This window comes from Elusimicrobiaceae bacterium (assembly GCA_028700325.1).
Classification (GTDB): Bacteria; Elusimicrobiota; Elusimicrobia; order Elusimicrobiales; family Elusimicrobiaceae; genus JAQVSV01.
Genome location: JAQVSV010000008.1, coordinates 27,501 through 53,824, shown reverse-complemented (window position 1 = coordinate 53,824; position 26,324 = coordinate 27,501). Strand labels below are relative to the sequence as shown.

The 26,324-nt window shown below is 59.2% G+C and carries 25 protein-coding genes (1 of these 25 only partly in view); 10 read left to right on the top strand and 15 right to left on the bottom strand.

The genetic code is table 11. The features are described from left to right. Positions 1–746 (bottom strand): nucleotide sugar dehydrogenase (locus PHW69_02215; protein MDD4004001.1); only part of this gene is annotated, 746 nt, incomplete at its 3' end. Between the two features lie 3 nt (positions 747–749). On the opposite strand from PHW69_02215, the gene PHW69_02210 reads away from it, so the two are divergent. From PHW69_02210 to PHW69_02200, 3 genes are read left to right on the top strand one after another with little or no spacing between them, the layout of a single operon-like run. Then, positions 750–1,085: a hypothetical protein gene (locus PHW69_02210; GenBank protein MDD4004000.1), complete on the top strand. Its 336-nt coding sequence runs from the start codon at positions 750–752 to the stop codon at positions 1,083–1,085. Next, positions 1,082–2,212: an ABC transporter permease gene (locus PHW69_02205; protein ID MDD4003999.1), complete on the top strand. Its 1,131-nt coding sequence runs from the start codon at positions 1,082–1,084 to the stop codon at positions 2,210–2,212. The genes PHW69_02210 and PHW69_02205 overlap by 4 nt, the downstream gene beginning before the upstream one ends. Then, complete coding sequence (locus PHW69_02200; protein MDD4003998.1) at positions 2,209–3,300, top strand: ABC transporter permease; 1,092 nt, start codon at positions 2,209–2,211, stop codon at positions 3,298–3,300. The genes PHW69_02205 and PHW69_02200 overlap by 4 nt, the downstream gene beginning before the upstream one ends. On the opposite strand, the gene PHW69_02195 is transcribed toward PHW69_02200, so the two are convergent. The 13 genes from PHW69_02195 to infC all read right to left on the bottom strand — a co-directional run bounded on the left by PHW69_02195 (position 3,284) and on the right by infC (position 15,155). After that, positions 3,284–4,015, bottom strand: a complete 732-nt coding sequence (locus PHW69_02195) for a TlyA family RNA methyltransferase (protein ID MDD4003997.1) — start codon at positions 4,013–4,015, stop codon at positions 3,284–3,286. The two genes, PHW69_02200 and PHW69_02195, sit on opposite strands and share 17 nt — an antisense overlap. An 18-nt stretch (positions 4,016–4,033) precedes the next feature. Then, the gene (locus PHW69_02190) at positions 4,034–4,945 is read right to left on the bottom strand and encodes a hypothetical protein (GenBank protein MDD4003996.1); all 912 of its coding nucleotides are present in this window, start codon (positions 4,943–4,945) and stop codon (positions 4,034–4,036) included. Position 4,946: 1 nt separating this feature from the next. Beyond that, positions 4,947–6,002, bottom strand: coding sequence for a hypothetical protein (locus tag PHW69_02185; GenBank protein ID MDD4003995.1), 1,056 nt, complete (start codon positions 6,000–6,002; stop codon positions 4,947–4,949). 210 nt (positions 6,003–6,212) lie between these two features. Continuing rightward, complete coding sequence (xseB, locus tag PHW69_02180) at positions 6,213–6,488, bottom strand: exodeoxyribonuclease VII small subunit (GenBank protein ID MDD4003994.1); 276 nt, start codon at positions 6,486–6,488, stop codon at positions 6,213–6,215. 1 nt (position 6,489) lies between these two features. Then, positions 6,490–8,028 (bottom strand): exodeoxyribonuclease VII large subunit, encoded by a 1,539-nt coding sequence (gene xseA, locus PHW69_02175; protein MDD4003993.1) that lies wholly within the window; start codon positions 8,026–8,028, stop codon positions 6,490–6,492. Further along, positions 8,025–9,341, bottom strand: a complete 1,317-nt coding sequence (locus tag PHW69_02170) for a replication-associated recombination protein A (protein ID MDD4003992.1) — start codon at positions 9,339–9,341, stop codon at positions 8,025–8,027. The genes xseA and PHW69_02170 overlap by 4 nt, the downstream gene beginning before the upstream one ends. A gap of 1 nt (position 9,342) precedes the next feature. Continuing rightward, positions 9,343–9,651 (bottom strand): cell division protein ZapA, encoded by a 309-nt coding sequence (locus tag PHW69_02165; protein MDD4003991.1) that lies wholly within the window; start codon positions 9,649–9,651, stop codon positions 9,343–9,345. Between the two features lie 130 nt (positions 9,652–9,781). After that, positions 9,782–10,471: a hypothetical protein gene (locus tag PHW69_02160; protein ID MDD4003990.1), complete on the bottom strand. Its 690-nt coding sequence runs from the start codon at positions 10,469–10,471 to the stop codon at positions 9,782–9,784. Further along, complete coding sequence (pheT, locus tag PHW69_02155; GenBank protein MDD4003989.1) at positions 10,472–12,871, bottom strand: phenylalanine--tRNA ligase subunit beta; 2,400 nt, start codon at positions 12,869–12,871, stop codon at positions 10,472–10,474. Continuing rightward, entirely contained in the window at positions 12,871–13,920 is a 1,050-nt protein-coding gene (gene pheS, locus PHW69_02150; GenBank protein MDD4003988.1) for a phenylalanine--tRNA ligase subunit alpha, read from the bottom strand. The genes pheT and pheS overlap by 1 nt, the downstream gene beginning before the upstream one ends. Before the next feature lie 14 nt (positions 13,921–13,934). Further along, positions 13,935–14,282, bottom strand: a complete 348-nt coding sequence (gene rplT, locus PHW69_02145) for a 50S ribosomal protein L20 (protein MDD4003987.1) — start codon at positions 14,280–14,282, stop codon at positions 13,935–13,937. Positions 14,283–14,401: 119 nt separating this feature from the next. Then, entirely contained in the window at positions 14,402–14,605 is a 204-nt protein-coding gene (rpmI, locus tag PHW69_02140; GenBank protein ID MDD4003986.1) for a 50S ribosomal protein L35, read from the bottom strand. Beyond that, positions 14,598–15,155: a translation initiation factor IF-3 gene (infC, locus tag PHW69_02135; protein MDD4003985.1), complete on the bottom strand. Its 558-nt coding sequence runs from the start codon at positions 15,153–15,155 to the stop codon at positions 14,598–14,600. Before infC ends, rpmI begins: the two co-directional genes overlap by 8 nt. 336 nt (positions 15,156–15,491) lie before the next feature. Between infC and PHW69_02130 the strand changes: the two genes are divergently transcribed. The 7 genes from PHW69_02130 (at position 15,492) to PHW69_02100 (ending at position 24,791) form a co-directional block, all read left to right on the top strand. Beyond that, on the top strand, positions 15,492–18,038 hold the full coding sequence (locus PHW69_02130; GenBank protein ID MDD4003984.1) for an ATP-dependent Clp protease ATP-binding subunit: 2,547 nt from the start codon (positions 15,492–15,494) through the stop codon (positions 18,036–18,038). 14 nt (positions 18,039–18,052) lie between these two features. After that, complete coding sequence (locus PHW69_02125; GenBank protein MDD4003983.1) at positions 18,053–19,063, top strand: class A beta-lactamase-related serine hydrolase; 1,011 nt, start codon at positions 18,053–18,055, stop codon at positions 19,061–19,063. Positions 19,064–19,165: 102 nt separating this feature from the next. Further along, the gene (gene recA / locus PHW69_02120) at positions 19,166–20,269 is read left to right on the top strand and encodes a recombinase RecA (GenBank protein MDD4003982.1); all 1,104 of its coding nucleotides are present in this window, start codon (positions 19,166–19,168) and stop codon (positions 20,267–20,269) included. Positions 20,270–20,356: 87 nt separating this feature from the next. Further along, positions 20,357–21,295 carry a tyrosine recombinase gene (locus PHW69_02115; protein ID MDD4003981.1) on the top strand — a complete coding sequence of 313 codons (939 nt, stop codon included), beginning with the start codon at positions 20,357–20,359 and terminating at the stop codon, positions 21,293–21,295. Between the two features lie 8 nt (positions 21,296–21,303). Further along, positions 21,304–22,854: a hypothetical protein gene (locus PHW69_02110; GenBank protein ID MDD4003980.1), complete on the top strand. Its 1,551-nt coding sequence runs from the start codon at positions 21,304–21,306 to the stop codon at positions 22,852–22,854. 42 nt (positions 22,855–22,896) lie between these two features. Further along, positions 22,897–23,997, top strand: a complete 1,101-nt coding sequence (locus PHW69_02105; protein ID MDD4003979.1) for a 3-hydroxyacyl-CoA dehydrogenase family protein — start codon at positions 22,897–22,899, stop codon at positions 23,995–23,997. After that, positions 23,994–24,791 carry a DUF1207 domain-containing protein gene (locus tag PHW69_02100; protein MDD4003978.1) on the top strand — a complete coding sequence of 266 codons (798 nt, stop codon included), beginning with the start codon at positions 23,994–23,996 and terminating at the stop codon, positions 24,789–24,791. The genes PHW69_02105 and PHW69_02100 overlap by 4 nt, the downstream gene beginning before the upstream one ends. 312 nt (positions 24,792–25,103) lie before the next feature. Here the strand turns inward: PHW69_02100 and PHW69_02095 are convergent, their stop codons facing one another. Next, positions 25,104–26,324, bottom strand: the 3' portion of a protein-coding gene (locus PHW69_02095) for a response regulator (GenBank protein MDD4003977.1). 489 nt of this gene lie beyond the right edge of the window; the window shows 1,221 of its 1,710 coding nt (coding positions 490–1,710); its start codon lies off the right edge, out of view — the gene reads right to left on this strand; it ends in the stop codon at positions 25,104–25,106.

The window sequence follows — 26,324 nt, the reverse complement described above, 5'->3', positions numbered from 1 at the left end:
ATACCTTTTTGTTCTAATTCAGTGCGATTGTAAATATTTCTTCCGTCTAAGATCAATGGATGAGACATACTGATTTTTACTTGATTCCAGTCGGGTAAGCGAAATACCTTCCATTCTGTAATCAACAATAAGGCATGTGATCCTACTGCAGCTTCATACATGTTATTGCAATAAACCACACGATCTCCAATTATTCTGCGGCATTCGGGCATGGCAATGGGGTCATATACTTTTATAGGACATCCTTCATTTAGTAGATGCCTTATTATAACAAAAGAAGGGGCTTCCCGCATATCATCGGTCTCGGGTTTAAAGGATAACCCCCATATCGCGATTTGTTTGCCTGCAAGTGCTCCTTTATAATAATCTTTTAGTTTACGGTACAAGACAGATTTTTGGTGTTCATTTACTTCTTCAACAGCTTTGAGGACTTTCATCTCATATTCGTTATGATCAGCAGTTTTAATAAGCGCTTTCACGTCCTTAGGGAAACAACTTCCTCCGTAACCACAACCTGGATAAAGGAATTTATTACCAATACGTGTATCAGAACCTATACCCTTTCTAACCATGTTTACGTCTGCACCCAGTAATTCACAGAGATTGGCAATATCATTCATAAAAGAAATACGCGTTGCCAACATGGAATTCGCTGCATATTTGATCATTTCCGCAGTCGCAGGGGTTTCTGGAAGCTTATACGCGCGCTGGCGGCGGCGGGCAGGACGGTTTTTGTCACCACGCATTATATGGACGAGGCCGAGGAGTGCGGCCGGATCGCGCTGATGCACGCCGGCCGTATTGCCGCGCTCGACAGTCCCGCCGCGCTGAAGCGGGCCAGTTATCCCGACGGGCTTTACGAGATCGTTCTGCGCAGGGACGCCGGCCCGGCCGCGCTCGAAACGCTTAACCGCGCCGGGTACGCCGCGCCTTACGGCATGAAGTGGCATTTGCAGGTTTCCGATTTCGCGCAGTGGCGGAGGTTTTCCGGCAGCGGCGCGGCGGTTTCGATCAAACAGGTTCAGCCTTCGCTCGAGGACGTGTTTTTGAAGGTTATCGGCTCCGCGGAGGGAGAACGGAAATGACGGATTCGTTCTCGCCGCGGCGGGCGGCTTCAATAGCGAAAAAGGAGATCAAGCATCTCCTGCGCGATCCGTTTACCCTGGCGCTGGCCGCGCTGCTGCCGGTGATACTGGTTGTTTTTTTCGGGTTCGTGATTGATTTTAACTATCGTGATATCAGCGTGGCGGTGATGGATTTTGACAGAACGCCCGCTTCGCGCCAGCTGAAGCGGTATTTTACGTCGTCCGGATATTTCAGGATTACCGAGCTGTCGGAGCATGAAGATCCGGTTTACTGGCTGGATAATGACCGCGCCTACTGCGCGCTGGTTATCAATCCGCGTTTCGGGAAAGCCATAGCGGCCGGGCGGCCCGCGCGCGCGCAGCTGCTGCTTGACGGAACCGACAATTCCAAAACCGGCGTGGTGGCCAGTTACGCCGCCGGACTCGCCGCCGCGGCGCAGGCCGGGTTTTACGGAGGCGCGCCGGCCGGACCGGTTGAACTGCATACGCGGTTTCTGTTTAATCCGGAGCTGGACACCAGCTGGTTCGTGGTGCCGGGCCTGGCGGTGCTGATTATCGGGCTGTTATGCACCCTGCTGACGGCGTTGACCGTGGCGCGCGAGTGGGAGAACGGTTCTATGGAACTGCTCCTGTCCACGCCGGTTCATCCGGCGGAAATCGTGGCCGGAAAACTCGCGCCTTACGTTGTGCTTGCGCTGGGCGCCACGGCTTTTGTGTATCTGTTCGCGCGGCTGGCGTTTCATATTCCGTTCGCCGGAAGCGGACTGGTGTACTCGTTCGCGGCGTTTGTGTTTGTGGTGGCGATGCTGGGCCAGGGGCTTTTGATTTCCATTGTCACCCGGCAGCAGCAGCTGGCCATGCAGGCCTCGATAGTGTTGGGGCTGCTGCCGCCGATGATGCTGTCGGGTTTTATTTTTCCGGTGGAGAGCATGCCGGTGTTTTTCCGTTATTTGACAGGAATACTGCCCGCGCGCTGGTTTATGGAAATCAGCCGCTCGCAATACCTGCGCGGCACCGCCGCGGCCGACCTGCTGGTGCCGCTTGGCATGTTATGCCTGCTCGCGCTGTTTCTGGTGGTGCGCAGCGGTCTGTCGTTTAAAACCGATCTGGAACAGGACGCCGAATGAATACCGTAACCGGATTTATAAAAAAAGAGTTCGCCCAGGCGCTGCGCGACAGGAAAAGCCGGCTGCTTATTTTTGCCGTGCCGGTCATTCAGCTGGTGGTGCTGGGGTTCGCCCTGTCGTCCGAAGTGAAGAATGTCAGGCTGGCGGTGTTCGCCCGGCCGGGCGACAGCGCGGTCTGGCAGCTGGCGCGGCGGTGTTACTCCTCCGGCTGGTTCGTGGCCGCGGAAACAAAGGGCGTTGATCCGACTCTATGGCTTCAGTCGGGCCGGGCGGACGCCGTGCTGGTCGCTCCGCAGCACGGGCTTGGCAACGGGCTTGCCAAAGGAGATGCCCGGCTTCAGCTGTTAATTGACGCCAGCAACGCCGTGAAGGCCCGCCAGATTGAAAACTATGTCCGGCGGATAGCCGCGGCCGCTCTGCCGGGGCCGGTGCCCGGGCCGGTTCGCGCCGGGTTCGATTTTGACATGCGGGTGCTTTATAACCCGGCGATGGAATCGGCGGTGTTTCTTGTGCCGGGCGTAATGGTGATCGTGATGTGCGTGGTGAGCATTATGCTTACGGCCATGGCGCTTGCCAGGGAAAAGGAAACCGGCACTTTTGAAACGCTTATTTCCGCGCCGGTCAGCACGGCGGAAATAATGCTCGGCAAAAGCATACCTTATTTCCTGCTGACGCTGGTGAACGTGCCGCTGGTGCTGCTGGCCGCCGTCTTCGTGTTCGGCGTGCCCATGCGCGGGCCGGTGTGGCTGCTGGCGGTTTCGGCGATGGTGTTTGTGTTCGCCACGGTGAGCGTGGGAGTGTTCATTTCCACCGCCGCGGCGAACCAGCAGCAGGCCATGATGGGCGGTTTTTTGTTCCTGTTCCCGGGAATTCTGCTGTCGGGCGTGATGTTCCCCGTAGAAAACATACCCGCCGCATTCAAATGGCTGTGTTATGTTGATCCGATGAATTATTTCATGAGCATCGTGCGCAACATCATGCTAAAAGGCGGCGGGCTGGAGTCTGTCGCGCGCAGTCTGGCGGGGCTGGGCGCGCTGGCGGTTGCCGCGATGAGCCTTGCCGCCCTGCGGTTCAGACAGCAGCTTTAAGGTGCCACAGAAATTCCGTGTTGCCGTGCGCGCCGGTTACGGGCGAAACGGCTGTTGCGTAATCTTTTACTTCGGGGCGGGTTTTTTTAAGGAACCGGCGCAGCGACAGAATTACTCCGGCGTGCAGTTTTTCGTCCTTTACGATCCCGCGCACCAGCTGCGCGCGCGACAGCTCGAACTGCGGCTTTATTAGCGCGATTATATCCGCGCCCGGAGCCAGGCACTCTATTACCGGGCCCAGCACGAGTTTCAGCGAGATGAACGATACGTCTATCCCGCATAACTGCGGCCTGGCGGGAAAGCGGGCGGGATCAAGCGAGCGGGCGTTGGTGCCCGGCATGAAATGCACCAGCGGATGCGCTTTCAGCGACGGATGCAGCTGGCCCGCCCCCACATCTATCGCGTAAACCCCGGCCGCGCCTTCTTTAAGCATGCAGTCGGTAAATCCGCCGGTCGCCGCACCCACGTCGAGGCAGATTTTGCCATGCGGCGAGAGATTGAACTCCGTCAGGCCCGCCTTCAGTTTCAGGCCCGCGCGGGAAACGTAGGGGCAGGACCCGGCGGTTACGGTTATCCTGTCGGCGGGGCCGATTTTCTTGTCGGGCCGCGGCTCCGCCCCGCCGTTTACGGATACGCAGCCGGCGGCGATGGCCGCCTGCGCGCGGGCGCGGCTTTCAAAAAATCCGTTTTCAAACAGGTATTTGTCCAGTCGCATGGAAAAACGCGCCAGCCGCTACTTTGCGCGGAGATATGTCATGGCCAGCAGCAGCAGCGCCCCGCCAAACACCGACAGCACAAAACCCGGAAAGAAAAGCGCCAGTCCCTTCCGGCTGTCAAGCTGGTTGCGGTCGTTTACGAGAAGCTGGTACGCCGGAATCCCGAACAGCTGCGCGCCTTCGGGTTTGCCCGGCGCGTAAACCGCCAGCGCGGGAATGCGGGTGTTTATTTCGTTCTCCAGGTCACAGCGGCGCGTTACGGGATATTTCCGCCCGTCCTGCGCGGTGAAGCTGTAGGTGTAGAGCGATCCTTTTTTGCTTTCAAAGCCCGCGCTCGCGAAAACGCCGGTTTCCAGCAGGTCCAGCGCGGCGATGATTTTTGGCAGTCTGAGCAAAAAGAACACGCCGCAGAAAGGCAGCAGCAGCGCGGCCAGTGCGAACAGGGCAATTTCCGCCGTATAGGCGCCGAGGTCGGTGTCGGCCATTATCGCCGGCGCGGATTTGAGATACCGGACCGGCACGGAAGAAATATTCCCGGCCTCATAATCGGTGAACGTCCTGATGGAGGAGAGCCTGTATACGCCGTCCGGCCCGGTGCGTGAAACCAGGCAGGAGTATACCGGCCGGATTTTCAGTATCTGCATGCAGGTTCCCGTCCGGGCCGGCGCGGTTTCGGACATGCCGGCGATATGCGCCAGCGGCGCGAGCGGCGAGGAGGTTAGCCCGATGGCGATTGAAACCCACAGCAGTACCGCTATGATCAGCAGCAGCAGCCATTCGTCGCCGAACTGCACGAACATTTTCAGGCGCAGGCCGGGCGCTATGGCGCGCGGCGCGGGAAGCTGCGGCAGAGGATTTCCGTCCGGCAGGTCAACCCGGCCGGGCGAACCCGGCAATTTGAAAAATTCCGCGGCCGGCGGGATGGTCATGTCAGATCGAGCCGAACGGGCTGGCCACCCCGTTTTTCAGCCAGTAAACGGCTGGCAGCAGGATCGCCAGCGCGGCAGATACCGCCAGGAGCGCGTAAAAAAACCCGAACCGCGCGGGCGCAAAGCCGCCTTTGTCCGTTATCGTTATCCCGCCCGGGCCCGGCACGAGCGCGCCGCCGGGGTCGCGCGGATCGTAAAGCACCGGCAGCGCGGCCAGTTCGTTAAGAGGCCGGTCGGTGCGCGCCCAGGCGGTTATTGTCTTGCTTCGGCCCGGTTCCGGTTCATAGCTTAGCGTGACTTTATATATCCGGTGCCGGCCGAAGTTTAAAATAAAGGGTGTGGCTTCCGTAACGGTGCCTTCGGCGAAAAGCCCGGTTCGGAGCAGCCGGGCAAGCCGCGCGCCCGCCAGGAGTCCGCTGAGCGCAAACAGCAGACCTGTCAGCGCTAACGGAACCGGCAGAGCAAACAGCGCGCCGGGCGGCAAAGGTTTCATGCGGGTGCGCCTGATGCGCGTTACCGACGGGTCGGATATCAGGTGTTCCGTTTCCACCAGATCGTTTTTTGTAAGCAGCAGGCGCGGCACATAGCATATTCCGCTGACGGGAGCGCCGCCTTCGGCGGAGGAAACATAGAAAACCTTGTCTATGCCCGTGCCGCTGTATTTCACGCCGGATGCCTGCACCATGTAAACCACGCCTTTGCCGCTCGTTACGTTGCCGGGCTTGAATTTTGAAGACTGGAAATCCACCAGCGGCAGGTTGATGAAAACCGTCACGCAGCCGGCAAGCAGCAGTGCCAGCCCGAAGACCGCGCGGAACCCGCCATAGCGCACTTTCTGCGCGAGCGAGCCCGGCACATGGCGCGGAGCCGGGGCAAGCCGTTCCCAGCCAAAAAGGATGTCAGACCGCTCGGCGTTGTGTTGCCCGGGTTTAGCGATATCGGCCGCGCGTTGCGGCAGCGGCGGCAGAGTGCGCGGCGGCATGGACGGCTGGGGGAGCGGCGTCGCCTGCGTTTGTGGTGAGGGGGCCGGTTCCGGCGTGGCTGACGGTGTTGCCACAGGCCCGGCCGGCGGCTGTGTTAAGCGCTCGGGCGGCAGGGCCGGTTCGGGAGTCGGCTGCTGTGGCGCCGGGGTCATTACCGGTGGAAACTGCCCCGGCGGAGGAGCCGTTTCGCGCGGCGGCAGCGACTGCGGGTTCAGCGGATTTGCGCCGTCCTGCTGCGGCAATGAGGGCAATTCGGGCATATCGGGGATATCGGGCATGGCGGTTTAGGCTCCGGTCGGCTGGTCGTTTTCGTGGGCGGCGCTGGCGTCGGTTTCAAAAGGCTCTTTTTTCAGTTCGCCCGAGCTGGTCCGGGTAATCAGTTCAACCCGGCGTTTCACTTCGGTGAGCTGCTGTTCCAGTTCTCGCGAAAGCGTTACGCCTTCTTCAAACAGTGTGATGGACTGTTCCAGTCCAGAACCGTCGGTTTCCAGTTCGCTCACGATCGTTTCGAGCCGGGCCAGTTTTTCTTCAAAACTCTGCTTTGTTTTTTTTGCGGTCATATTAATCTCCGAAAAGCGAGGGTTGGTCGGTGTCTTTGCCCGCGCGGACGCGGGCTGGTTTTGTGCCGTCGGTTATGACGGCGTCGCGTTTGCCTCTGGCGAAAGTCAGCGCCACGGGCTCGCCTAAAGAAAGCGCCGCCCCGTCGGACACGATGTGGCCCGTCCGGCCGGACCGCACGATCGAATAGCCCCGGTTCAGCACCGCCTCGGGGCTTAATGCGCCGAGTTTTTCGGCCTGCAGCCGCGCGCGCGCGGCCTTGTTTTGCAGCGAAGACGCGGTTGCCGCGGACAGCCGCGCATAAAGCGCGGCGTTGGCCGAGCCGAAAACCTGCGCGGCGCGCAGCGGACTGTGCAGTGAAAGCGTGCCCGCGTGCAGTGTGACCAGCTGTTCGCGCGCGGCCAGTTTCCCTGCCAGCAGTGCCGCCGCGGCCTGCGTTTTGTGGCGGAGGGCGGCCAGCCGGTTTTCAACGAGCAGTTCGGGCCGCCGGGCGGACAGTTTTCCGCGCAGCAGTTCATAACGCCGCGTTTGGGCCGCAAGCAGATTGTTCAGGTTTGAAAGCAGCAGTTCCCGCAGCCGGTCGGTTTCCTGCAGGCGGTCGCTCCATACCGCCTGCGGGCGTTTGAAATAGTGGCTCGTTTGCGCGGAGGAGAGCCGGTTCCCGAAATGCCGGACCGTCATTTTAAAGCCCTGCACCAGCCGTCCGCGCAGGGAGTGGAGCGCGCTTAGCGTTTCGCCGGAATCGGAGGTGACCAGTTCCGCCGCGGCTGACGGGGTTGCCGCGCGCAGGTCGGCCGCGAAATCGGCGATTGTAAAGTCAGTTTCATGGCCTACGCAGGCAATGACCGGAATTGCGGAACCCGCTATGGCGCGCGCCACGGTTTCCTCGTTAAACGGCCACAGATCCTCTATCGAGCCGCCGCCACGGCCTACCAGCAGCACGTCCGGCCTGGGCGCGGCTTCGTTAAGCAGCCGGATCGCCTGCACGATGGTGGTTTTGGCCGTTTCGCCCTGCACGAGCGCGGGCGCGATCAGCACGTCAAGATTCGCGCTGCGGCGTTTCAAAACGGTGAGAATATCGCGCAGCGCGGCACCGTTGGGTGACGTGACCACCCCGATCAGCGACGGAAACGGCGGAATCGGGCGTTTCTTCCGCGCATCAAACAGGCCTTCGTCAGCCAGTTTCTTTTTCAGCCGCTCGAATTCCCGGTACAGTTCCCCGGTGTCGCGACCTTCCATGGTCTTGACCGCCAGCTGGTACCGTCCCTGCTTGAGGTAGCAGGACAGTTCACCCCGCACGGTTACTTCCAGCCCGTCTTTCAGCTCGGGTTTCACCTGCGTGGCGTACCATTTGAACATGACGGCCGAAATGAGCGAGTCGCGGTCTTTCAGGTCGAAATACACATGCCCTGAAGCCGCCCGGCGCAGATTGGAAATTTCGCCCCTGACCTGCATTTCCGGAAAGGTGCCCTCCAGCATGTTCTTGATTATGCCGTTCAGTTCCGAAACGGTAAGGATTTTATCGTGCAGTGGCAGTTTCATTTTTTCGCGCGCAGCTGCCGGAGCCGGTCGGCTATAAGTTTTTCGCGGCCCTCGTTGGTCGGGTTATAAAAAGTCTTCGGGTCCGGCATATAAACCTGGCTGACGTAGTGGCCGGGCCAGTCGTGCGGATAGACATAGCCTTTATTGCGTCCGCCTGATTTAAGATTGTCGGGCACGGAGCGCAGCCGCCCGGTGCGGACCTCGGCGAGAGCCGCGTCAATCGCCAGATAGGCGGCGTTCGATTTCGGCGCGCACGCCACATATAAAGCCGCCTGCGCCAGCGGAATGCGCACTTCGGGCATGCCGAGCACTTCGGCGCTTTTAAAGGCCGTGTCGGCCAGCATGATGGCTACGGGATCGGCGTTGCCCACGTCCTCTCCGGCGCAGATGAAAATGCGCCGCGCGATAAAGCGCGGGTCTTCGCCCGCTTCCAGCATTTTGGCCAGCCAGTAGGCCGTGGCATCGGGGTCGGAGCCGCGCATGGATTTTATGAAAGCCGAAATATGGTCGTAATGCTCATCGTCGCCTTTGTCGTAGCGCAGGGCCGGCTGCTGGATTGATTCCTCCGCGGTTTTAAGAGTTACATGCCGCCCGCCCGATTCATCCGGCCCGGTGGAAAGCGCGGCCACTTCCAGCGCGTTTAGCAGTTTGCGCGCGTCGCCGGCGCAGCGGGCCAGGAGATGGGACTCCGCGTCCGGTTCCAGCGTGATCTTCAGTTCCGGGGTTTTTCCCAGCGCGCGCTCCAGTATCTTGCGCAGGGCCGGCTCGTCCAGCGGCTTGAATTCGAATACCGAAAAACGCGACAATAACGCCCGGTTGATGTAATAAAACGGGTTTTCCGTCGTCATGCCGATCAGTATTATCTCGCCGCGTTCGACCGACGGCAGCAGCACGTCCTGCTGGGTTTTGTTGAAATGATGGATTTCATCGAGCAGCAGCAGGGTATTGCGGTGTTTGAACGCGCCGGAAAAGGCGGCTTTGGCGTGGTCGAGTATTTTTTTCAGGTCCGCCACTCCGGCGACGGCGGCGTTGAGCTCGAAAATTCTGGCGTTCGCGCGCGCGGCGATCAGCCGCGCCATCGCGGTTTTGCCGCAGCCGGGCGGACCGTGAAAAACGGCCGAGCGCACGGTGCCCGTGTCAATCAGCCGCCGGAGCAGACTGCCCGGCGCGAAAATGTGGGACTGGCCGGCGAAATCATCCAGTTCCGACGGCGCGAGCCGCGCCGCCAGCGGCACGTCCTGCCGCGCCGCGTCGGGCGGTGCCGATGGCTGGCCGGCCGGGCCGGCCGGATTTGTGAAAAGCGGTTCCTCCATATTATTTCGCGCCCGGTTTTTTCTCGTTCAGCGTGTCGGACAGGGATTTTATCATCTTGTCCATCTTCACAAGATTGGCCTGGCTGGATCGTTCCAGTTCCTCTTTCGTTTTTGCCAGTTCCGCCGCCAGCACCATAGCCGTAAGCATGGCGATGCGCAGGGTGTCGTAGATGTTGGTGTCTTCCTCCAGCTTTTTCATGCGGGCGGTAACGTCGCGCGCGTAAATCTGCGCTTCCAGCGCTTCGATGCCCGGCAGGATCACACCGGAAATGGAAATCTTGTTTATCTCTACGTTTATCTGTTCTGACATGGCGGCACCCTGGCGTGGTTTCTATTCTCTATTATCATACTTTATACACTTTATGCGTGCAAATGAAAACACGGACCGGCGTATGCCCGGTCCGCGTTAAAAAGGCGCGAGGTGTCCGCCCGGCGCAGCGTCAGGGCATACTGTCGGGCGCGCGGAAAAGCGGCAGGTCGTCTTCCGCCGGGTCGGCTGCGCGCCGGGCCGCTCGGATTGCGGCAGTGGTTCCGGTTTGTTCGGGGGCTGGCGGCTGGCCGGGGTTCGGTTCCGACAGGTCAACACTTGCGGCCGTGTCCTGCGGAGCCGTTTCATAGGATTCTGGAGCGGTGTTTTCCTGCGCGGATTCGATGCCGTCGGCAGGCAGGCGCGCTGGTTCCGGTATGGCGGGCGTGGATTGGTTCGCCGGTTGCGGATGCTGGTACGGCTGTTGCTCCGCGAGCGCGGGTTTTTCCGGTTTGGTTCCGGGCTCCCGCGGCGGCTGCTCCGGGCCGGCATCCGGCGGCTGCGCGATGACCGGTTCCGCCGGAGGTTCGCCGGCGCAGAGGCTGTCCCGCCCGTTCAGGCCGTAGGCCGTGCGGAGCGAATTCTCCTGCTCGCTGATCGCCGCTTCGAGCCGGCCGGCGAGTTTCGCCAGCTTCCGTTTCATTGTTTCGCGCGCGGAGTTCAGACGCCGCACTTCAGATTGCGAATTCTGGAATTTCTTCAGCTCGGTATTCAGGCCGTCCGCCTGCAGCGCCAGAAGTTCATTCTCCCGCTCCAGCTGCCTGATCCGGGCGGCGCTCTGGGCCACCAGTTTCTCCAGAATGTCGAATTTTGTGGTGTTCATCTAGCTCCGCAGCCGCGCGTTGAGTTTGGAGCCCAGCGCGGCGATAACGGCGTTGAACGAGGTTTCCACTTCGCTGTCGCGCAGCGTGCGTTCCGGCGAGAAGTATACAAGCCGCAAAGTAACGCTCTGGCTGCCGGCCGGTATGTTTTCGCCGTTGTAAACATCGTGCAGCGTTACGGACTGGAGGTGTTCGCCCGCCGCGTCGCGCACGGTTTTTTCAATTCGGGAGTACGGGGCGGTCTTGTCAATCACGACGGAAATGTCGCGCCACGCGCTCGGAAATTCCGCCACGGGTTTTACCTTTACGGAGGCCGCGCCGCATTTGGCGAGCGTGTCCAGATCGAGCTCGAAGCTCCATGCGCTGCCGGTTTTAAGGCCCGCCGCGCGCAGCGACGACGGGTGAAGCCTGCCCGCCCGCCCTGCAGGCTTGCCGTTTACTTTTATGCCGGCGCAGATTCCCGGGTGCATATAGTCCGGCGGGCTGGCGTCCGGCGAAAAATCCACCTGCTCAAAACCCGAAAGCAGGCTTGAAACAATGCCTTTCACATGAAAGAAATCCAGCGGTTTTATTTCACCGCCGCGCCAGAACGCGCCCTGCGGCCAGGTGCCGCAAAGCAACGCCGCCAGATGAAGTTTCTCAGCCGGCCTGCCCGGGGTTTTTGCGTATACCTTGCCCGTTTCAAACAGGTTTGCCGCCTGCGCGCTGTGGCGCGCGTTGTAGGCTGCCGCGCGCGCTATGCCCGGCAGCAGCGACGGGCGCAGGTACTGCCAGTCGAGCGACAGGGGATTTTCGAGTTCCGGCTGCTGTCCCGGCTCCAGCCCGAAGCCCGCCAGTTCCGCGCCCGATAGAAAATCATAATTGTAAACTTCGTAAAAGCCAAGCGCGGCCAGCTTGTCCTTATACCGGCTGGCGAGCCGCTGCTGCGCGGGAATTTCGGTGATCGTGACGGTGGCGGGCCGCGGCGCGACGGGAATGCGGTCGTACCCCGCGTACATGGCGACTTCTTCCGCCAGATCGCACGGCAGCGAGATGTCGCGCCGGTGCGAGGGCGCCTTGAAAATCCACGGAGTGACGCTGGTGTCCATATCCGGTGAAAGCGCCCGCAGAATGCGCAGGATTTCCTCGTCGGCAATTTCCGTGCCGAGGATATCGTTGATCATGCGCGGCGTGACGCCCACTTCCGCGCCGGCGTAAGGTTTGGGATAGCTGTCGCCCAGTTCCGACACCACCGTTTCCGGTGTCGAACAGCATGCGAGAATAAGTTCCGTGGCGCGGTCCGACGCGTAGACGGCGTTTTCAATATCCGTCGAGCGTTCGAACCGGTATGAAGATTCCGACCGGAACCCGTATTTTCGCGCGGTTATATGAATTACCGGCGGATGGAAATAGGCCGATTCCAGAACAATATTATGCGTTTCTTCCGATACTGCGGTTTCCGTCCCGCCCATGATGCCGGCCAGCGCGGCGGGTTTCTCCGCGTCGGCTATAACGAGACAGCCGGGGTCAAGCGGCACGTCGCGCCCGTCGAGCGTATTAAGCCGCTCGCCGGGTCTGGCGCGCCGCACGGCGAGTTCGCCGCCCGCCAGTTTGTCAAAATCAAAAGCGTGGAGCGGATGGCCGGTTTCGTAAAGGACGTAGTTGGTGATATCCACCAGCGCGTTTTTCGGGTTGCTGTCGAGGGCTTTAAGGCGTTTTTGCATCCAGTCGGGCGAAGCGCGGTTTTCAAGGTTTTTCAGCACCCGCGCGGTGTAGCGGGGGCAGCTTTCCGGGTCTTCCAGCCGGACCGGGATTGGCGGGACCGTGCCTTCGATTTTTGGCGCCGCCGGTTTTTTCAGCGGTTTGTCAAGCTGGACCGCCAGCTCCCGCGCGATGCCTAGCACCGACAGCAGTTCCGGGCGGTTCGGCGTGATTTTCAGCTCAAACACGCAGTCCGGCTCGCCGAACAGGGCGGCTACGTCGGCGCCGGGCGCGAGGCCCGCGTCGAGCACCATGATGCCGTGCTCGTGCGCCGGGCCGCTTTCGGCAACTTGCAGTTCGCCAGCCGAGCAGATCATTCCGCACGATTCCACGCCCCGGATACTTGTCTTTTTCAGCTCGCCGTCCGGCAGTTTCGCGCCAACGCCGGCCAGCGGGATCTTCTGGCCCACCGCGATGTTTTTCGCGCCGCACACCACGGTCTGCTCCCCGGCGCCGGTGTTGACCAGCACCAGCGAGAGTTTGTCGGCGTTCGGGTGTTTGTCAATTTTAAGTATTTCCGCAACGCGCACGCCGGTAAAGCACGCGCCGGTTTTCTCCATCGCCTCGACTTCTATGCCGAGCAGCGTGAATTTCCCGGCGAGTTCGTCCGGTGTGAGATCAATGTCTATAAAATCGCTGAGCCAGCTTTGCAGTAACCGCATTAGAACTGTTTTAACATCCGAATATCGTTTTCGTAGAATGTGCGGATATCGTCTATCCCGTACATTAGCATGGCGAGCCGCTCGATGCCCATGCCGAATGCGAAACCGCGCCACTGCGCCGGGTCAATTCCGCCCGCTTTGAGCACGTTGGGGTGCACCATGCCCGCGCCGAGCATTTCCAGCCAGCCGGTGGATTTGCAGACCGGGCAGTGCTGCCCCGGTTTGCAGAATACGCATTTGACGTCAACCTCGACGCCCGGTTCGACGAACGAGAAATAACTCGGTCTGAACCGGATCTCCGCGCCAGGCCCGAACAATCCGTGCATGAAGGTTGTGAGCGTGAATTTCAGGTCCGCCATATTGACGTTTCTATCGACATACAGGCCTTCGATCTGGTGAAACACGGGCGAGTGGCTTGCGTCAATCGCGTCGTTGCGGACCGCCCGGCCCGGAGCGAACGCGCGGATCGGCGGTTTGTGCGCACGCATATACCGCACCTGGATCGGCGAGGTGTGTGTGCGCATGAGCAGGCGCGGGCCTTTCCCGGTTTTTACATAAATCGTGTCGTGCTGGTCGCGCGACGGGTGGTGCGCGGGTGTGTTAAGCGCGTCGAAATTATAAAACTCGTCCTCTATGTGCGGGCCTTCCGCCCACGAAAAACCCATCCCGCCCAGCAGCTCCGCCATGCGCCGCATCGCAACGGTCAGCGGGTGAAGCCTGCCGTCCGGCATCGGGTAGCCCGGCAGAGTCACGTCCAGTGTTTCCCGCGCGAGCCTGGCGTCCGTCTCCGCGCGCAGCAACGCGGCTTTCCGCCCGTCAAACAGCGCGGAAAGCTCCTCCTTTAAAGAATTCCCTAGAGGACCAAGAATTTTCTTGTCCTCCAGGGAAAGGTCTTTCAGGGATTTAAGCAGCTCGGTCAGCTCGCCTTTGCGGCCCAGACACCTGATCTGCATGTCCTCAAGCGCGTCGGGTGCGTCAGCCTGGCCGATTGCGTTTTGGTAATGCTCCCTTATGGCGGAGCACTTTGTTTCCCAGTCCCCGCGGTTCATAATGGCTTCCGCGTTCAGGACTTTTTGGCGAGTTCAACCAGCCGGGAGAATGAACCGGGATCTTTTACCGCCATTTCAGCAAGCATCTTGCGGTTCAGTTCGATACCGGCTTTCTTCATTCCGTTAATAAAGCGGGAATAGTTCATTTCGTGCTCACGAACCGCCGCGTTGATCCGGGCGATCCACAACTGGCGGTAATCGCCTTTCTTGTCCTTGCGGCTGGTGAACGCATGCACGCCAGACTTGTTGAGCTGCTGGATAGCCATTCTCAGCCTGGTTCGTTTGTCGGCGTAATAGCCTCTGGCAAGTTTCAAGAGCTTTTTCTTTCTCGCGTGTCTTGGTACGCTGAATTTGATTCTCATATTGATCTCTCCGGCGCGGTTGCGCCCGTTGCCTGACCGGGCGGACTTCGGTCTGCCGTACCTCGTCCAGCCCCTGTTGAATGCCGGCGGTCGTATCGAGCGCCGGCATTGTTCCCCGGTTACTTATAGGGAAGGTACAGATTCAGCACTTTGCTTTCCGACGCGGTGTTCTCGAGCACGTTGGCCTGTCTGAGGTTGCGGCCCCGTTTCGCTGACATCGGTGTGAGCAGGTGTCTGAGCCCGGCTTTTCTGTGTTTCCATTTGCCGGACGCGGTTTTGCTGAACCGTTTCTTTGCTCCGCTGTGGCTTCTTATTTTAGGCATCGCTGTCTTCTTCCTTGATTTTTGAGTTGAACACTACCGAAAGCTTGTTGCCCAGCATCTGGATCCCGTTGTCGGGCGCGGCCATGTCGTCGTACCGCGAAACAAGCTCTTCCAGCAGTTTCCGGCCGATATCCTTATGCTGGTTTTCCCGGCCGCGAAATTCAATAGTGAGGCGCACTTTGTCGTATTTGTGGAAAAGAGCTTCCATGTGCGACATCTTCGTTTCCAGGTCATGCGTGGCGATCCGCGGACGGAATTTGATTTCCTTGATCGTGGTCGCTTTCTGTTTCTTGCGCGCTTCCCGTTTCTTCTTCTCCTCGTTATAGAGATGCTTTGAATAATTCATTATCTTGCAGACAGGCGGTTTGCCTTCCGGCGCGATTTCCACCAGGTCAAGCCCTTTGCTTTCGGCCATCTGGATCGCTTCGTCAACCGGCAGAATGCCGAGCATCCCTCCGTTCTCGTCCACCACCCTTATCGGCGAAATGCGGATCTGATGGTTCTTTCTGGGGGGCCTTGCCCCTTTATTGTGCGTCGGGTAATTATTCATTAACTATCCTGATAAAAAGCGTCGCACACAGGCTCTCCCGATGTTCTGGTTCCAACCGGGCGCCCGGCGTTCCGCCGAGTTGAATTTCTGCTTGCTTTGCGTTCGGATATGCCGGACAGCGCTGGTATGTATGCGCGAAGCATTAACCCGATTGTAGCATTTGCCGGACGTTTCTGGCAATACCCGCGCCGCCTGCCCGCGCCCGCGCCGCCGCGCCGCCTGTTAATGTTATGGAAAAAGTATACGTCATTTACTATAATATCATTGCGAAAATACCGATTGCCATTTTCAATCACAACAAAATTCCGGCGGCGGCGCCGCGCAAGAGGCAGAATAATGGGAACCAGATTTACAGACAGGGCTCAGAAAGTCATACTCATCGCGCAGGAAGAGGCCAAGCGGCTTAACCACGACTATGTGGGCACCGAGCATATCCTGCTGGGGCTGGTCATGCTGGGCGAAGGGATCGCGGCGCAGGTGCTGGTGTCGCAGGGCGTGGAGTTCAAGAAAGTGCGCATGGAGATAGAAAAGCTTGTCGGCACCGGCGACAGCACCAGCCAGTACGGCGAAATACCGTTCACGCCGCGCGCCAAGAAGGTGCTGGAGTATGCGGTGGAGGAGGCCCAGCAGATGGGCCACTCCTATATCGGCACCGAACATATCCTGCTGGGCCTGCTGCGCGAGGAGGAGGGCGTGGCGGCGCGGGTGCTGGAAAATATCGGGCTGGCGGCCGCGACCATACGCGAGGCGGTGCTTGAATATATTGGCGAAGGGGCGCAGCAGTCGCAGTCCAATAATCCGGGTGCCCAGCCGGACGACGCCGACATCAAGAAGAAAGATCCGAAAAAGAAAGCCAAAAGCACGACCCCCACTCTTGACGAGTTCGCCCGCGACCTGACCCAGCAGGCCCGTGAAAACAAACTTGATCCCGTCATCGGCCGGAATACGGAAATAGAGCGCGTGGCGCAGATTCTGGGCCGGAGAACGAAAAACAACCCTGTGCTTATAGGCGAGCCGGGCGTGGGCAAGACCGCGATTGTGGAGGGGCTGGCCCAGCGGATAGCGAGCGGCGACGTGTCCGACACTTTGGCCGGCAAACGGCTGCTGACGGTGGATCTGGCGTCGGTGGTTGCCGGCACCAAATACCGCGGCGAATTCGAACAGCGGCTCAAGAGCATCCTTGAAGAAATCCGCAGCGAGCAGAAAAAAATCATTGTTTTTATTGACGAACTGCACACGATCATCGGCGCGGGCGCGGCAGAAGGCGCGATTGACGCGTCGAACATGCTTAAACCGGCGCTGGCGCGCGGGGAACTGCAGTGTATCGGCGCGACCACGTTCGACGAGTACCGCAAACACATCGAGCATGATCCCGCGCTTGAGCGGCGGTTCCAGCCGATTATCGTGGATCCGCCGGGGCTTGACGAAACGATCGAAATCCTTAACGGCCTGCGCGAGCGCTACGAACAGCATCACAAAGTGCATTACACCGGCGAGGCGATTATCGCGGCCGCTTCCATTTCCGACCGCTATATAACCGACCGCGCCATGCCCGACAAGGCGATTGATCTGCTTGACGAAGCCGGCTCCCGCGCGCGGCTGCAGGTGACCACGGTGCCGCCGCTTTTTAAGGACAAGGAAGCCGAAATAGAGAAGGCCGTGAAGGAAAAGAACGACGCGATCGGCGAACAGGAATACGAAAAGGCGGCCCGCGCCCGCGACCATGAGAAAACGCTCCGCACCAGCCTTGAAAGCGCTAAACAGGCCTGGCGCGAGGAGCGCGCCAAAATCATACCGGACATCACCACGGAAGATATCGCGCTCGTCGCCAGCAAATGGACCGGAATTCCCGTAACCCGCATCACCGAAAAAGAAAGCGAAAAGCTGATGCATATCGAGGAACAGCTGCACGGCCGCATTATCGGGCAGGAAGAGGCGGTGAAAACGCTTTCTCAGGCCATACGCCGTTCGCGCACGGGCCTGAAGGACCCCAACAAGCCGATCGGCGGGTTCCTGTTTCTCGGGCCGACGGGCGTCGGCAAAACCGAGCTCGCGCGCACGCTGGCCGAATACCTGTTCGGCAACGAGGACGCGATGGTCCGCATAGACATGTCGGAATTTATGGAAAAGCACGCCGTGTCGCGCCTGATCGGCGCGCCCCCCGGCTATGTGGGGTATGACGAAGGCGGGCAGCTGACGGAAGTGATCCGCCGCAGGCCCTATTCTGTAGTTGTGCTCGACGAAATCGAAAAGGCGCATCCGGATATCTTCAACATCCTTCTGCAGGTGCTGGACGAAGGGCGGCTGACTGACAATCTGGGCCACAAGGTGAGCTTTAAAAACGCGATCGTAATCATGACTTCGAACGTGGGCGCGCGGCTGATTTCGAAAGGCAAATCGCTTGGTTTTGTCGCGCAGGCAGACGAGGCGCGCGATTACAAGAAAATGAAGGACACGGTGATGGAGGAAGTGCGCCGGGTGTTCAACCCCGAATTCATCAACCGCGTGGACGAGATTATTGTGTTTCATCCGCTTACGGCGGAGGATATGGAAAAGATCCTGGAGCTGATGCTGAAAAAAGTGGAAGCCAAGCTCGGCGCGCAGGAACTGGAGCTGACGCTGTCGCCGAAAGCGAAAAAGCACATGGTGCAGGTGGGGTTTGACCCCAATTACGGCGCGCGGCCGCTGCTGCGCGCGATCCAGCGGCGGATCGAGGATCCCCTGGCGGAGGAAATGCTGTCGGGCCGTATCCAGCCGGGCAGCCGTGTGCTGGTGGACGTGGACAAGGCCGGCGACAAGCTGGTGTTTTCCTCCAGGTGCCAGTGCGCCAGAAAAGCGGACGGCGAGCCGAAAGCGCCGCGCAAACGCAAAGCCAGGGAGTAACCGGAGAGCGACAGATGAACAGGCAGAAAATATTTTATCTCGCAATGCTTGTGGCGGTCGGCGCGTGCGCCTGCCTGCTTGCCGGCGGCATGGATTTCAAGGCGGGCCGCGCTGACGATGAGGCGGCTCTGGAAGCTGACGCGGCTGGGTTTGACTCGGAACAGGAATGGACGACCAATGCCGACAAGTGGCGGGAAATGACCGACCGGCTGGCGAGATCGGCCGCGCGGTTCCCCGGCCGCATGGGCGTCTATATAAAGGATTTGAAAACCGGCGAGGAGTTTTCCTATCACGCGGACGAACTGTTTCCGTCAGCCAGTCTGGTAAAGGTGCCGGTGATGGCCGCCGTCACGAAAAAAATCAGGAACGGCGAGGTCAACTGGAACGAGAAAATCACGATCACCAGAAACGCCAAACGCGGCGGGTCCGGGCATTTGAGGCGGGTGCGGTCCGGGACGAAGCTGTCGGTGCGGGATCTGATGGTTAAAATGATCACCGAGAGCGACAATACCGCCGCGCACCTGCTGATCGAGCGGGTCGGGTATGATTATCTCCAGCAGGAATTTCGGGAGCTGGGGCTGGAGCGCACGAATATTTCGCCGGACGGGATGTCGCTCTGCAGTTCGCCCGTCGCGAACGAGAACTATACCACGCCGCGCGAGATGGCCATGCTGGTTGAAAAAATTTATCGCGGCGAAGTGGTGGATAAAGACCACAGCGCCATCATGCTCGATATCATGAAGCATACCAAAGGCCGTTCCCGGTTCGCGAAGAAACTGCCGCGCGGGTTTGCGCTGGCGCATAAGACCGGGATGCTCCGGCTGTCCTGTTCCGACACGGGGATTGTGTATTCTCCGCAGGGCGAATACGTCATGGCGATGCTGACCTGGAAGGTGCCCGACTATAAATATGCCGCCAACTATATCGCGAAGATGGCGGCGGTCACCTACAAGTATTACGGCAAATCGGGCAATCTGGTGGTGAGGGCGCGGCCGGAGGTTGCCGGCAACGAAACCGGCGGTTAGTCCGACGGGCCGTTTTTCGGGAGCGGCGTTCCCGGCGTGCGGAGAGGATATGAAGCGGTCTGGCGGGCGCCGGGCGGAAGACTGAATTTTTTCGGAGGGATCATGGCAAAAGAGGTTAAGCAGGAGATCGGCAAGTTTAAGGACGGGAAGCAGGAGAGCAACAAGACCAAGGCGCTGGAACTGGCGATGTCGCAGATAGAAAAGGCGTTCGGCAAGGAAGCGCTGGTGCGGCTGGGCTCGAAAAGCGCGATGAAAGGGATTGACGTCATTCCGACGGGCGCGCTGTCACTCGATCTGGCGCTGGGCGTGGGCGGACTGCCGCGCGGCAGAGTGATTGAAGTTTACGGGCCGGAAGCCGGCGGCAAGACCACGTTGAGCCTGCATGTGATCGCGCAGGCCCAGAAAACCGGCGGCACGGTCGCGTTTATTGATGCGGAACACGCGCTGGATCCGCTGTATGCGCGCAAGATCGGGGTGGATATAGACAACCTGCTGATCTCGCAGCCCGATTCCGGCGAGCAGGCGCTGGAAATAACCGAGAAACTTGTGCGCTCTGGCGCGCTGGACCTGATTGTTATTGATTCGGTGGCCGCGCTGGTGCCGAAAGCCGAAATTGAAGGCGAAATGGGCGACGCGCATGTGGGTTTGCAGGCGCGGCTGATGTCGCAGGCGTTGCGCAAGCTGACGAGCCTTGTTTCCAAAACGAAAACCTGTATCATTTTTATCAACCAGCTGCGCCAGAAAATCGGCGTAATGTTCGGCAACCCGGAAACGACGCCGGGCGGGCTGGCGCTTAAGTTTTATGCGTCCGTGCGGATTGACATCCGGCGGATCGAGAACATCAAGAGAGGCGACGAGGTGGTCGGGTCGAGAATCCGGGCCAAGGTGCTGAAAAACAAAGTAGCGCCGCCTTACCGGTCGGGCGAGTTTGTCATGATGCACGGCGAGGGCATTTCCCGGGAAGGCTGCATCATAGATATGGGCGTACAGGCCAAGCTGGTCGAAAAAGCCGGTTCCTGGTATATTTATAAGGATGAGAAGCTCGGTCAGGGCTACGATAACGCGCGGCTGTTTCTGAAAGAGCATCGCGAGCTGGCCGACGAACTGGAGAAACTGCTCCGGGACAAATATCTGACGCTTGGCAAAGACATTTTTGCCGCTGAAGAGGCCGAGCAGGCCGGCGCAGCCGCCACCGAAGACGCGTAGTCGCCGTGCATTGCGGTTGTTTCTGCGGGCGGGGCTTGCATGCCCCGCCCGCGCGATCTTGAAACTCGGCGGATAAGGGGTGTAATAATGGCTGGCCGCCAGAAACTTTTTGCGCCGGAAGGCGCCAGGCCGGAAGGCGCATATGCCGAGCTGCTGAACGGGTTCTCCCGGCACATTCTGCTGGAGCGGGGTCTGTCCTCCAACACGCATGACGCATATGTGGGCGACGTGCGGCATTTTCTTGCTTATTGCGCGCGTGGCGGCGCGGATCCTGCGCAGGCGCAGAGCGGATATCTTGACAGTTATTTGTGGCGGCTGCGTTCGGCGGACAAACTCGCGCCGGGCAGCCTGTTCCGCAAGATGGAGTCGGTGAAGGCGTTTTACAAGTTTCTCGCGGTGGAGGATCTGCTGAAGGAAGATCCAACCCGGTTTTTTCGCGCGCCCAAAATGCCGCAGAAGCTGCCGGGCTTTCTGACTGCCGCCGAAATTGACGAACTGCTCCGGTTCCCTGCGGTGAGCTTCGCGGAACTGCGGACGGCGGCTATTCTGGAACTGTTTTACGCGTGCGGGATCCGGGTGTCGGAACTGGTCGGTCTGCGGCTGGAATCGCTTAATCTGGAAGAAGGCTGGGTGATGGTGTTCGGCAAGGGCGGCAAGGAACGCATCGTGCCGGTTTATCCGGACGCGTGCCTGCATCTGCTCCGTTATCTGGCCGACCGGCGCAAATGGTTCGCCGGGAAAACCACCGCGTCCGAACTGTTTTTAAACCGCTCGGGCCGGGGGATCAGCCGGACGCAGGTCTGGAAAGATATCAGAAAGCTGGGCGCGGCGGCGGGTTTGAAGCGGCCGCTTCATCCGCATCTGTTCCGGCACACTTTCGCGACGCATCTGCTGGCGGGCGGAGCGGATTTGAGGGCTTTGCAGGAAATGCTCGGGCACGCGAGCCTGGCCACGACGCAGATTTACACGCATATTGAAAAATCGGAGCTTAAAAATATACACGGGGCGCATCATCCCAGAGGTTAAAGACTGCTATGAAACCGGAAAGCCACGCGATAATAGATTCCGATGTCAGGTTTCACGACCGGCACCGTTTTGAAATGAAACTGGACGTTGATCTGTATCCTAAACGGGAAAACAAGTACCGGGTGGAAATGTATTTTTTTGTGCCGAAGGCGCTTAACATTACGCCGGCCACCTACTCCAAGCAGGCCTTTTACAGCAGCACCCAGCGGTTCATCAGGTTCAAGACGCCGAAGATGCGGCTGGACATGGTGATGGATCAGCTGAATTCGCTGTCGCCTCTGTTCCGGGTGCGGCAGGCGTTGCCGGGCCTGCTCAACAACACCGCCGATGACGCGGCCGTATGCCGCGTAGTTGACGAGATCAAGCTGCTAGGCTGCACGGTGAAAGGTTATGTGCGCGATTTCTCGAAATTCCTTATAGCGGAAGTGCGCGCGCTTAACGCCAGTCCGCAGGACTGCCATGTGCGCATCTCCTCGGTGGAGGAGTATGTGGAGGATTTTGTCGGCGATTCCAAGGAATTCATTTCCAGCATCCGCGCTCTGCGCGGCGAGTTGGCCAACCCGGTGATTCCGGAGAAACTGCGCTCGGCCTACGCGTTTTTTGACGAATTTCTAAGCCTTACGATGGTGGAATATTTTTCCGAGCTGCTCAAGGTTATCCGGGGCGCTGCGCACCGCGACGCTTTCATGGAATCCGACAAGGCCATAAACGCGTTCATCCGCGCGCAGGACAACTACCGCAAAACCATGGGCTATCCGTCCATTGTAGGCGACGGGCGCGACAACGAAATTCTTATTTACCGGCGCGGAGTGCTGAAAAAATTCATTTCAAGCGTGCTGCATCTTCAGATCGAAACCTCGGAATGGGAGGGCACTTATCAGGTGCTGTTCGGCCTGTCGGCGGGCGCTGCGATGCTGTTTACTCTTCTGGTCATGATTTTCGCGCAGTCGCGCTGGGCGTTTAACAGTGTGCCGTTTGTGCTGTTCGCCGTGACCAGTTATATTTTCAAGGACCGCATCAAGGACTGGCTTAAAGCCTGGTTCGCCAAGAACTGGACCCGCTGGATCGCCGACCGCCAGCACCAGATCAAGGATCCCTATCTGAAAGAGCGGATCGGCACGTTCAAGGAAGCGTTCAGCTTTCTGGCGGAACGAAAGGTGCCGTCGTACATCCGCAGCCGCCGCAACATAGACAATATCACTTCCATTGACGAGGAAGGCAAGCCGGAGATGGTTCTTAAATACGAAAAAGAGGTAATCCTCTATCCTGACCGGATGGTTAAAAAGGACGAGCGGACCCGTGATTTGAACGATATCTTCCGGTTCAACGTTTTGCCGTTTCTGGCGCAGGCGGATGATCCCTACACTTCATGCCTGCATCTTAACCAGAATACCAATGAAGTGGAAAACGTGCTGTGCGCGCGGGTGTACCACGTCAATGTGGTGACGCAGTACATCACTTATGACGCGGAAGGCGAGCAGCAGGTGCGGTTCGAGCGGGTGCGGCTGGTGCTCGACCGCGAAGGCATCAAGCGGCTGGAGGAAGTGCCGGTCGCGTGAGCTGCCCGCTGCGGGCAGAAAATATTTTTCAAGGAGATTGACATGCCGGTTACAGCTATTGGAATTATCGGTTCATGCGCGCAGTCTACGGATCTGGCGCTGCGCTCCGCGGAAAAAGGCATGCAGGTGCGGATTTATGACGTGGCCCGTTCGGCGCTTAATCTGGCGATGGCGCGGGTTGACTGGACATTGCGCAAGTCCGGCAACCGCGAAATCGCCGCCAATATCGAGCCGGTTCAAAAGCTAGACAAACTGGCCGGCGCCGATATCGTGATCGAGGCGGGCAACACCTCGCAGGAACGGTTTCTGCTTTTCAGGAAACTTGAGGAAGTGATGGGTTCGTCCGGAATAATCTGCATCCGCTGCGGACACAGCGATCCGTTTTCCGTGATCGGCGAGGTGTCCACGCCGGACCGGTTTGTTGGAATGAATCTGGCGGAGCCGGTAAGCGTGAACCGGTTCGCCGAGCTGGCCCGGTTTGAAAAAACTTCCGACGAAACGCTGGATCTGGCGGTTGAATATCTGAAAAAACTCGGCAAGGAGCCGCTGGTGGGCCGGTATTCGGCCGGCATGATTTCCGGACGGCTGCTTTACATGTATATTCTGGCCGGCATCGTGCTGCTGGAGAAGGGGCGGGGTCTGGTGCATGAAATTGACTCCGCCGTGCGCGAGAACATGAAGGTGCCCGCCGGGCCGTTTGAGCTGGTTGACCGGTTCGGCATTGATTCGTTCTGCGGGCTGGGCGCGTATATTTACAAGTCGCTGGGCCAGCCGGAACGCTTCGCGCCTCCGAAAACGGCGGACCGGCTGAATCAATACGGGGAATGCGGACGCCGGTCGGGGCTGGGGTTTTATGTGTATGAGGAGGGCCAGATAGCGGGCATTAATCCCCGGCTGAAAGATATTGTGAAGTATCTGGGCCTGAGCGAGGCGCTGCCCGGGCAGTTGTGCGCGGAAATTTTTTCGGCGGTCGCCACGGAGGCGAAACTTGTCGCGGCCGACGCGATGGTTTCGGAGTATGACGTGGAACTCGCGGTTCGCATGGCGTTCGGCTGGCCGAAAGGCCCGTCGGGCATGGCGAAAGAAGCCGGCGAGTCCGTCGTGCCCGGAGCCAGCGGCGAATTGCAGGGGGATCTGCTGTGAAAAAACTTTTTTTGCTGGCGGCCGCATGCTGCCTGACCGGCCAGATCTGCCGGGCCGCGGAACTGCTGCCGCCTAAAAAACTATTCAGCCCGTTTGCGGCCGACCTTACCCAGCCCGCGTTTGCCGTGCGGCTGACCGGGGTGGTCGGCTCGAACAGGCTGGCCGAAATCAATATGGGCGACGAGTTCGGCATCGCGCGCTGGGCCGCAGGTCGGAACAGGCTGCAGTTCGGCATCATGGGCGGAGTGGCCGCGCGGTTTGACATTTCGCGCGTCACCAACGATTTTCAGGTGGCTGATTTCTCGCTTGCGTTTCCGATTGACTATGTGGCGGATGGCTGGGGCCTGCGCGCGACTTACTGGCACACCAGTTCGCACGTCGGCGACGATTATATTATTTCAAACGGCACGCTGCCCGCCCAGCTGGAAAAACATGTCACCGACGATTTCCGCCTGATCGGCGATTACCGGCCTGCCGCCGGCCTGCGCCTTTACGGCGGGCTGTTCTACGCGTTTAACATTATTCCCCGCACCTCCGACCGCTGGCATGCCCAGTGCGGAATGGAGGGCGAAAAGCGGATTGACAGCCACGCGTGGTTCGCCGCAGTCAATCTCGCGGCACACGCAAAATACGGATGGCAGCCGTCGTTCAACTCGCGCGCCGGCTGGAAATATTACGGCGCGGTTTCGGATGCCGCATTGTTCTGCGAGTTTTTCAGCGGGCATTTGCCGTATCTTGCGTTATCGGATCAGACGGAAACCCACTGGTCTTTCGGATTCAGCATAGCGATGTAAGCCGGCATTTATGCGCAAAACCCGCCGGATAAAATCCCGGCGGGTTTTTGATTCCGGTTGCAAATACCGGCGCTTGAACGGGGAATAAAACGTGTGTCCCGGCGGGCGGGGCAAACGACAGTTTGCATAATCAGGACTCCCCGGTTCAGGGGAGTCCGTTTCACGTCGTCCGGCGTCATTCGGGAACTGACCGCAGGGGCGGCAGCCGAACCGGATACCGGCTGAAGATGCGGGTATTCCCGTTGCGGACAGCGAAATAATGTTCTGGCCTGAATGTGAAAAAGCCCTTCAAAAAGAAGGGCTTTTTCACATTCAGGCCGCGGCTTTGTGGTTTTTGCGGCGGTCTATGATATACTTGCTGCCGGTTTCCTGTTTCGCGCGGTGTTTAAGCTCGGATCCGATTTCGCTGATCTGCGTAAATGACGTGAGCTCGCGTTCCCTGTTATGCGCAATGCCTATCGAAATCGAGATCAGCGGAAACCGCTGCTGCTTGCCGAGCCGGTCCTCCGTCACGATGTAGCCGCGCGCGCGGTCCGCTTCGGAATAAAACGACGGGGCGATCGCGTCGAAATCGCGGATGATGTTGCGCGCAATTTCCTCCGCTTTGTCCAGCGAGCAGGCCGCGATGAAATCGTCGCCGCCGATATGCCCGATAAAACCGTCGCCGCCTTCGCTTTTTTTCGTATGCGTGACGATGAGCGTGGCCGCGGCCTGTATCACCTTGTCGCCGGCGTCGAAGCCGTAAATATCGTTGAAGGCCTTGAAATTATCCAGATCCAGATATAAGACCGCGAATTGCTCCTTGCGCGTTAGTCTGCGCTCGACATGCGCCTGGATGGACGGGTTGCCCGGCAGTTTGGTAAGCGGGTTGGAGTCCAGCACCTGCCGTGTGCGTTTTAAAATCATGCGGATCCGCGCGATCAGTTCGTCGGTGTCCACGGGTTTTATCATGTAGTCGTCAATGCCGAGGCTCAGGCCCTTGAGCTTGAGCTGCTTGTCGGAAACCGCCGTCAGAATCATGATCGGGGTGTTGGCGTACAGCGGATTGGCGCGCAGCTCGAGCGTGATGTCAAAACCGGTTTTGAAAGGCAAGGCATAATCAAGCACGACGATTTCCGGGTTGAATTCGTAAACAAGTTTCAACGTTTCGTTGCCTTCTTCGGCGGTGCGCACCTCAAAGCCGGCGGCGGAAAGCATTTCGCGCATGAGGCTCAGAAGCATAGGCTGGTCGTCGGCAATAAGCACGCGCGGGCGGGCTGTTTCGGCGGGGCGCTGTTCCGTTTCCGCGGCGAGCAGTCTGGCCACGGTTTCCAGTATGTAGGAGTCGGGTATTTTCTGCGCGGCGAACTCGGTGTGTCCGGTAAGGTAACCGCGCTCCTGCGGTTCGCCCAGCTTGAGCGCGCTTACGACGATAATCGGCAGGTCTTTATTGGTTTTGCGGAGTTGCTTGATCACGCCCAGCCCGGTTCCGTCTGCCAGCAGCGGCGCGATGATCAGCGCCGCCGGCGCTTCCTGCTCTATCAGGCGCAGCGT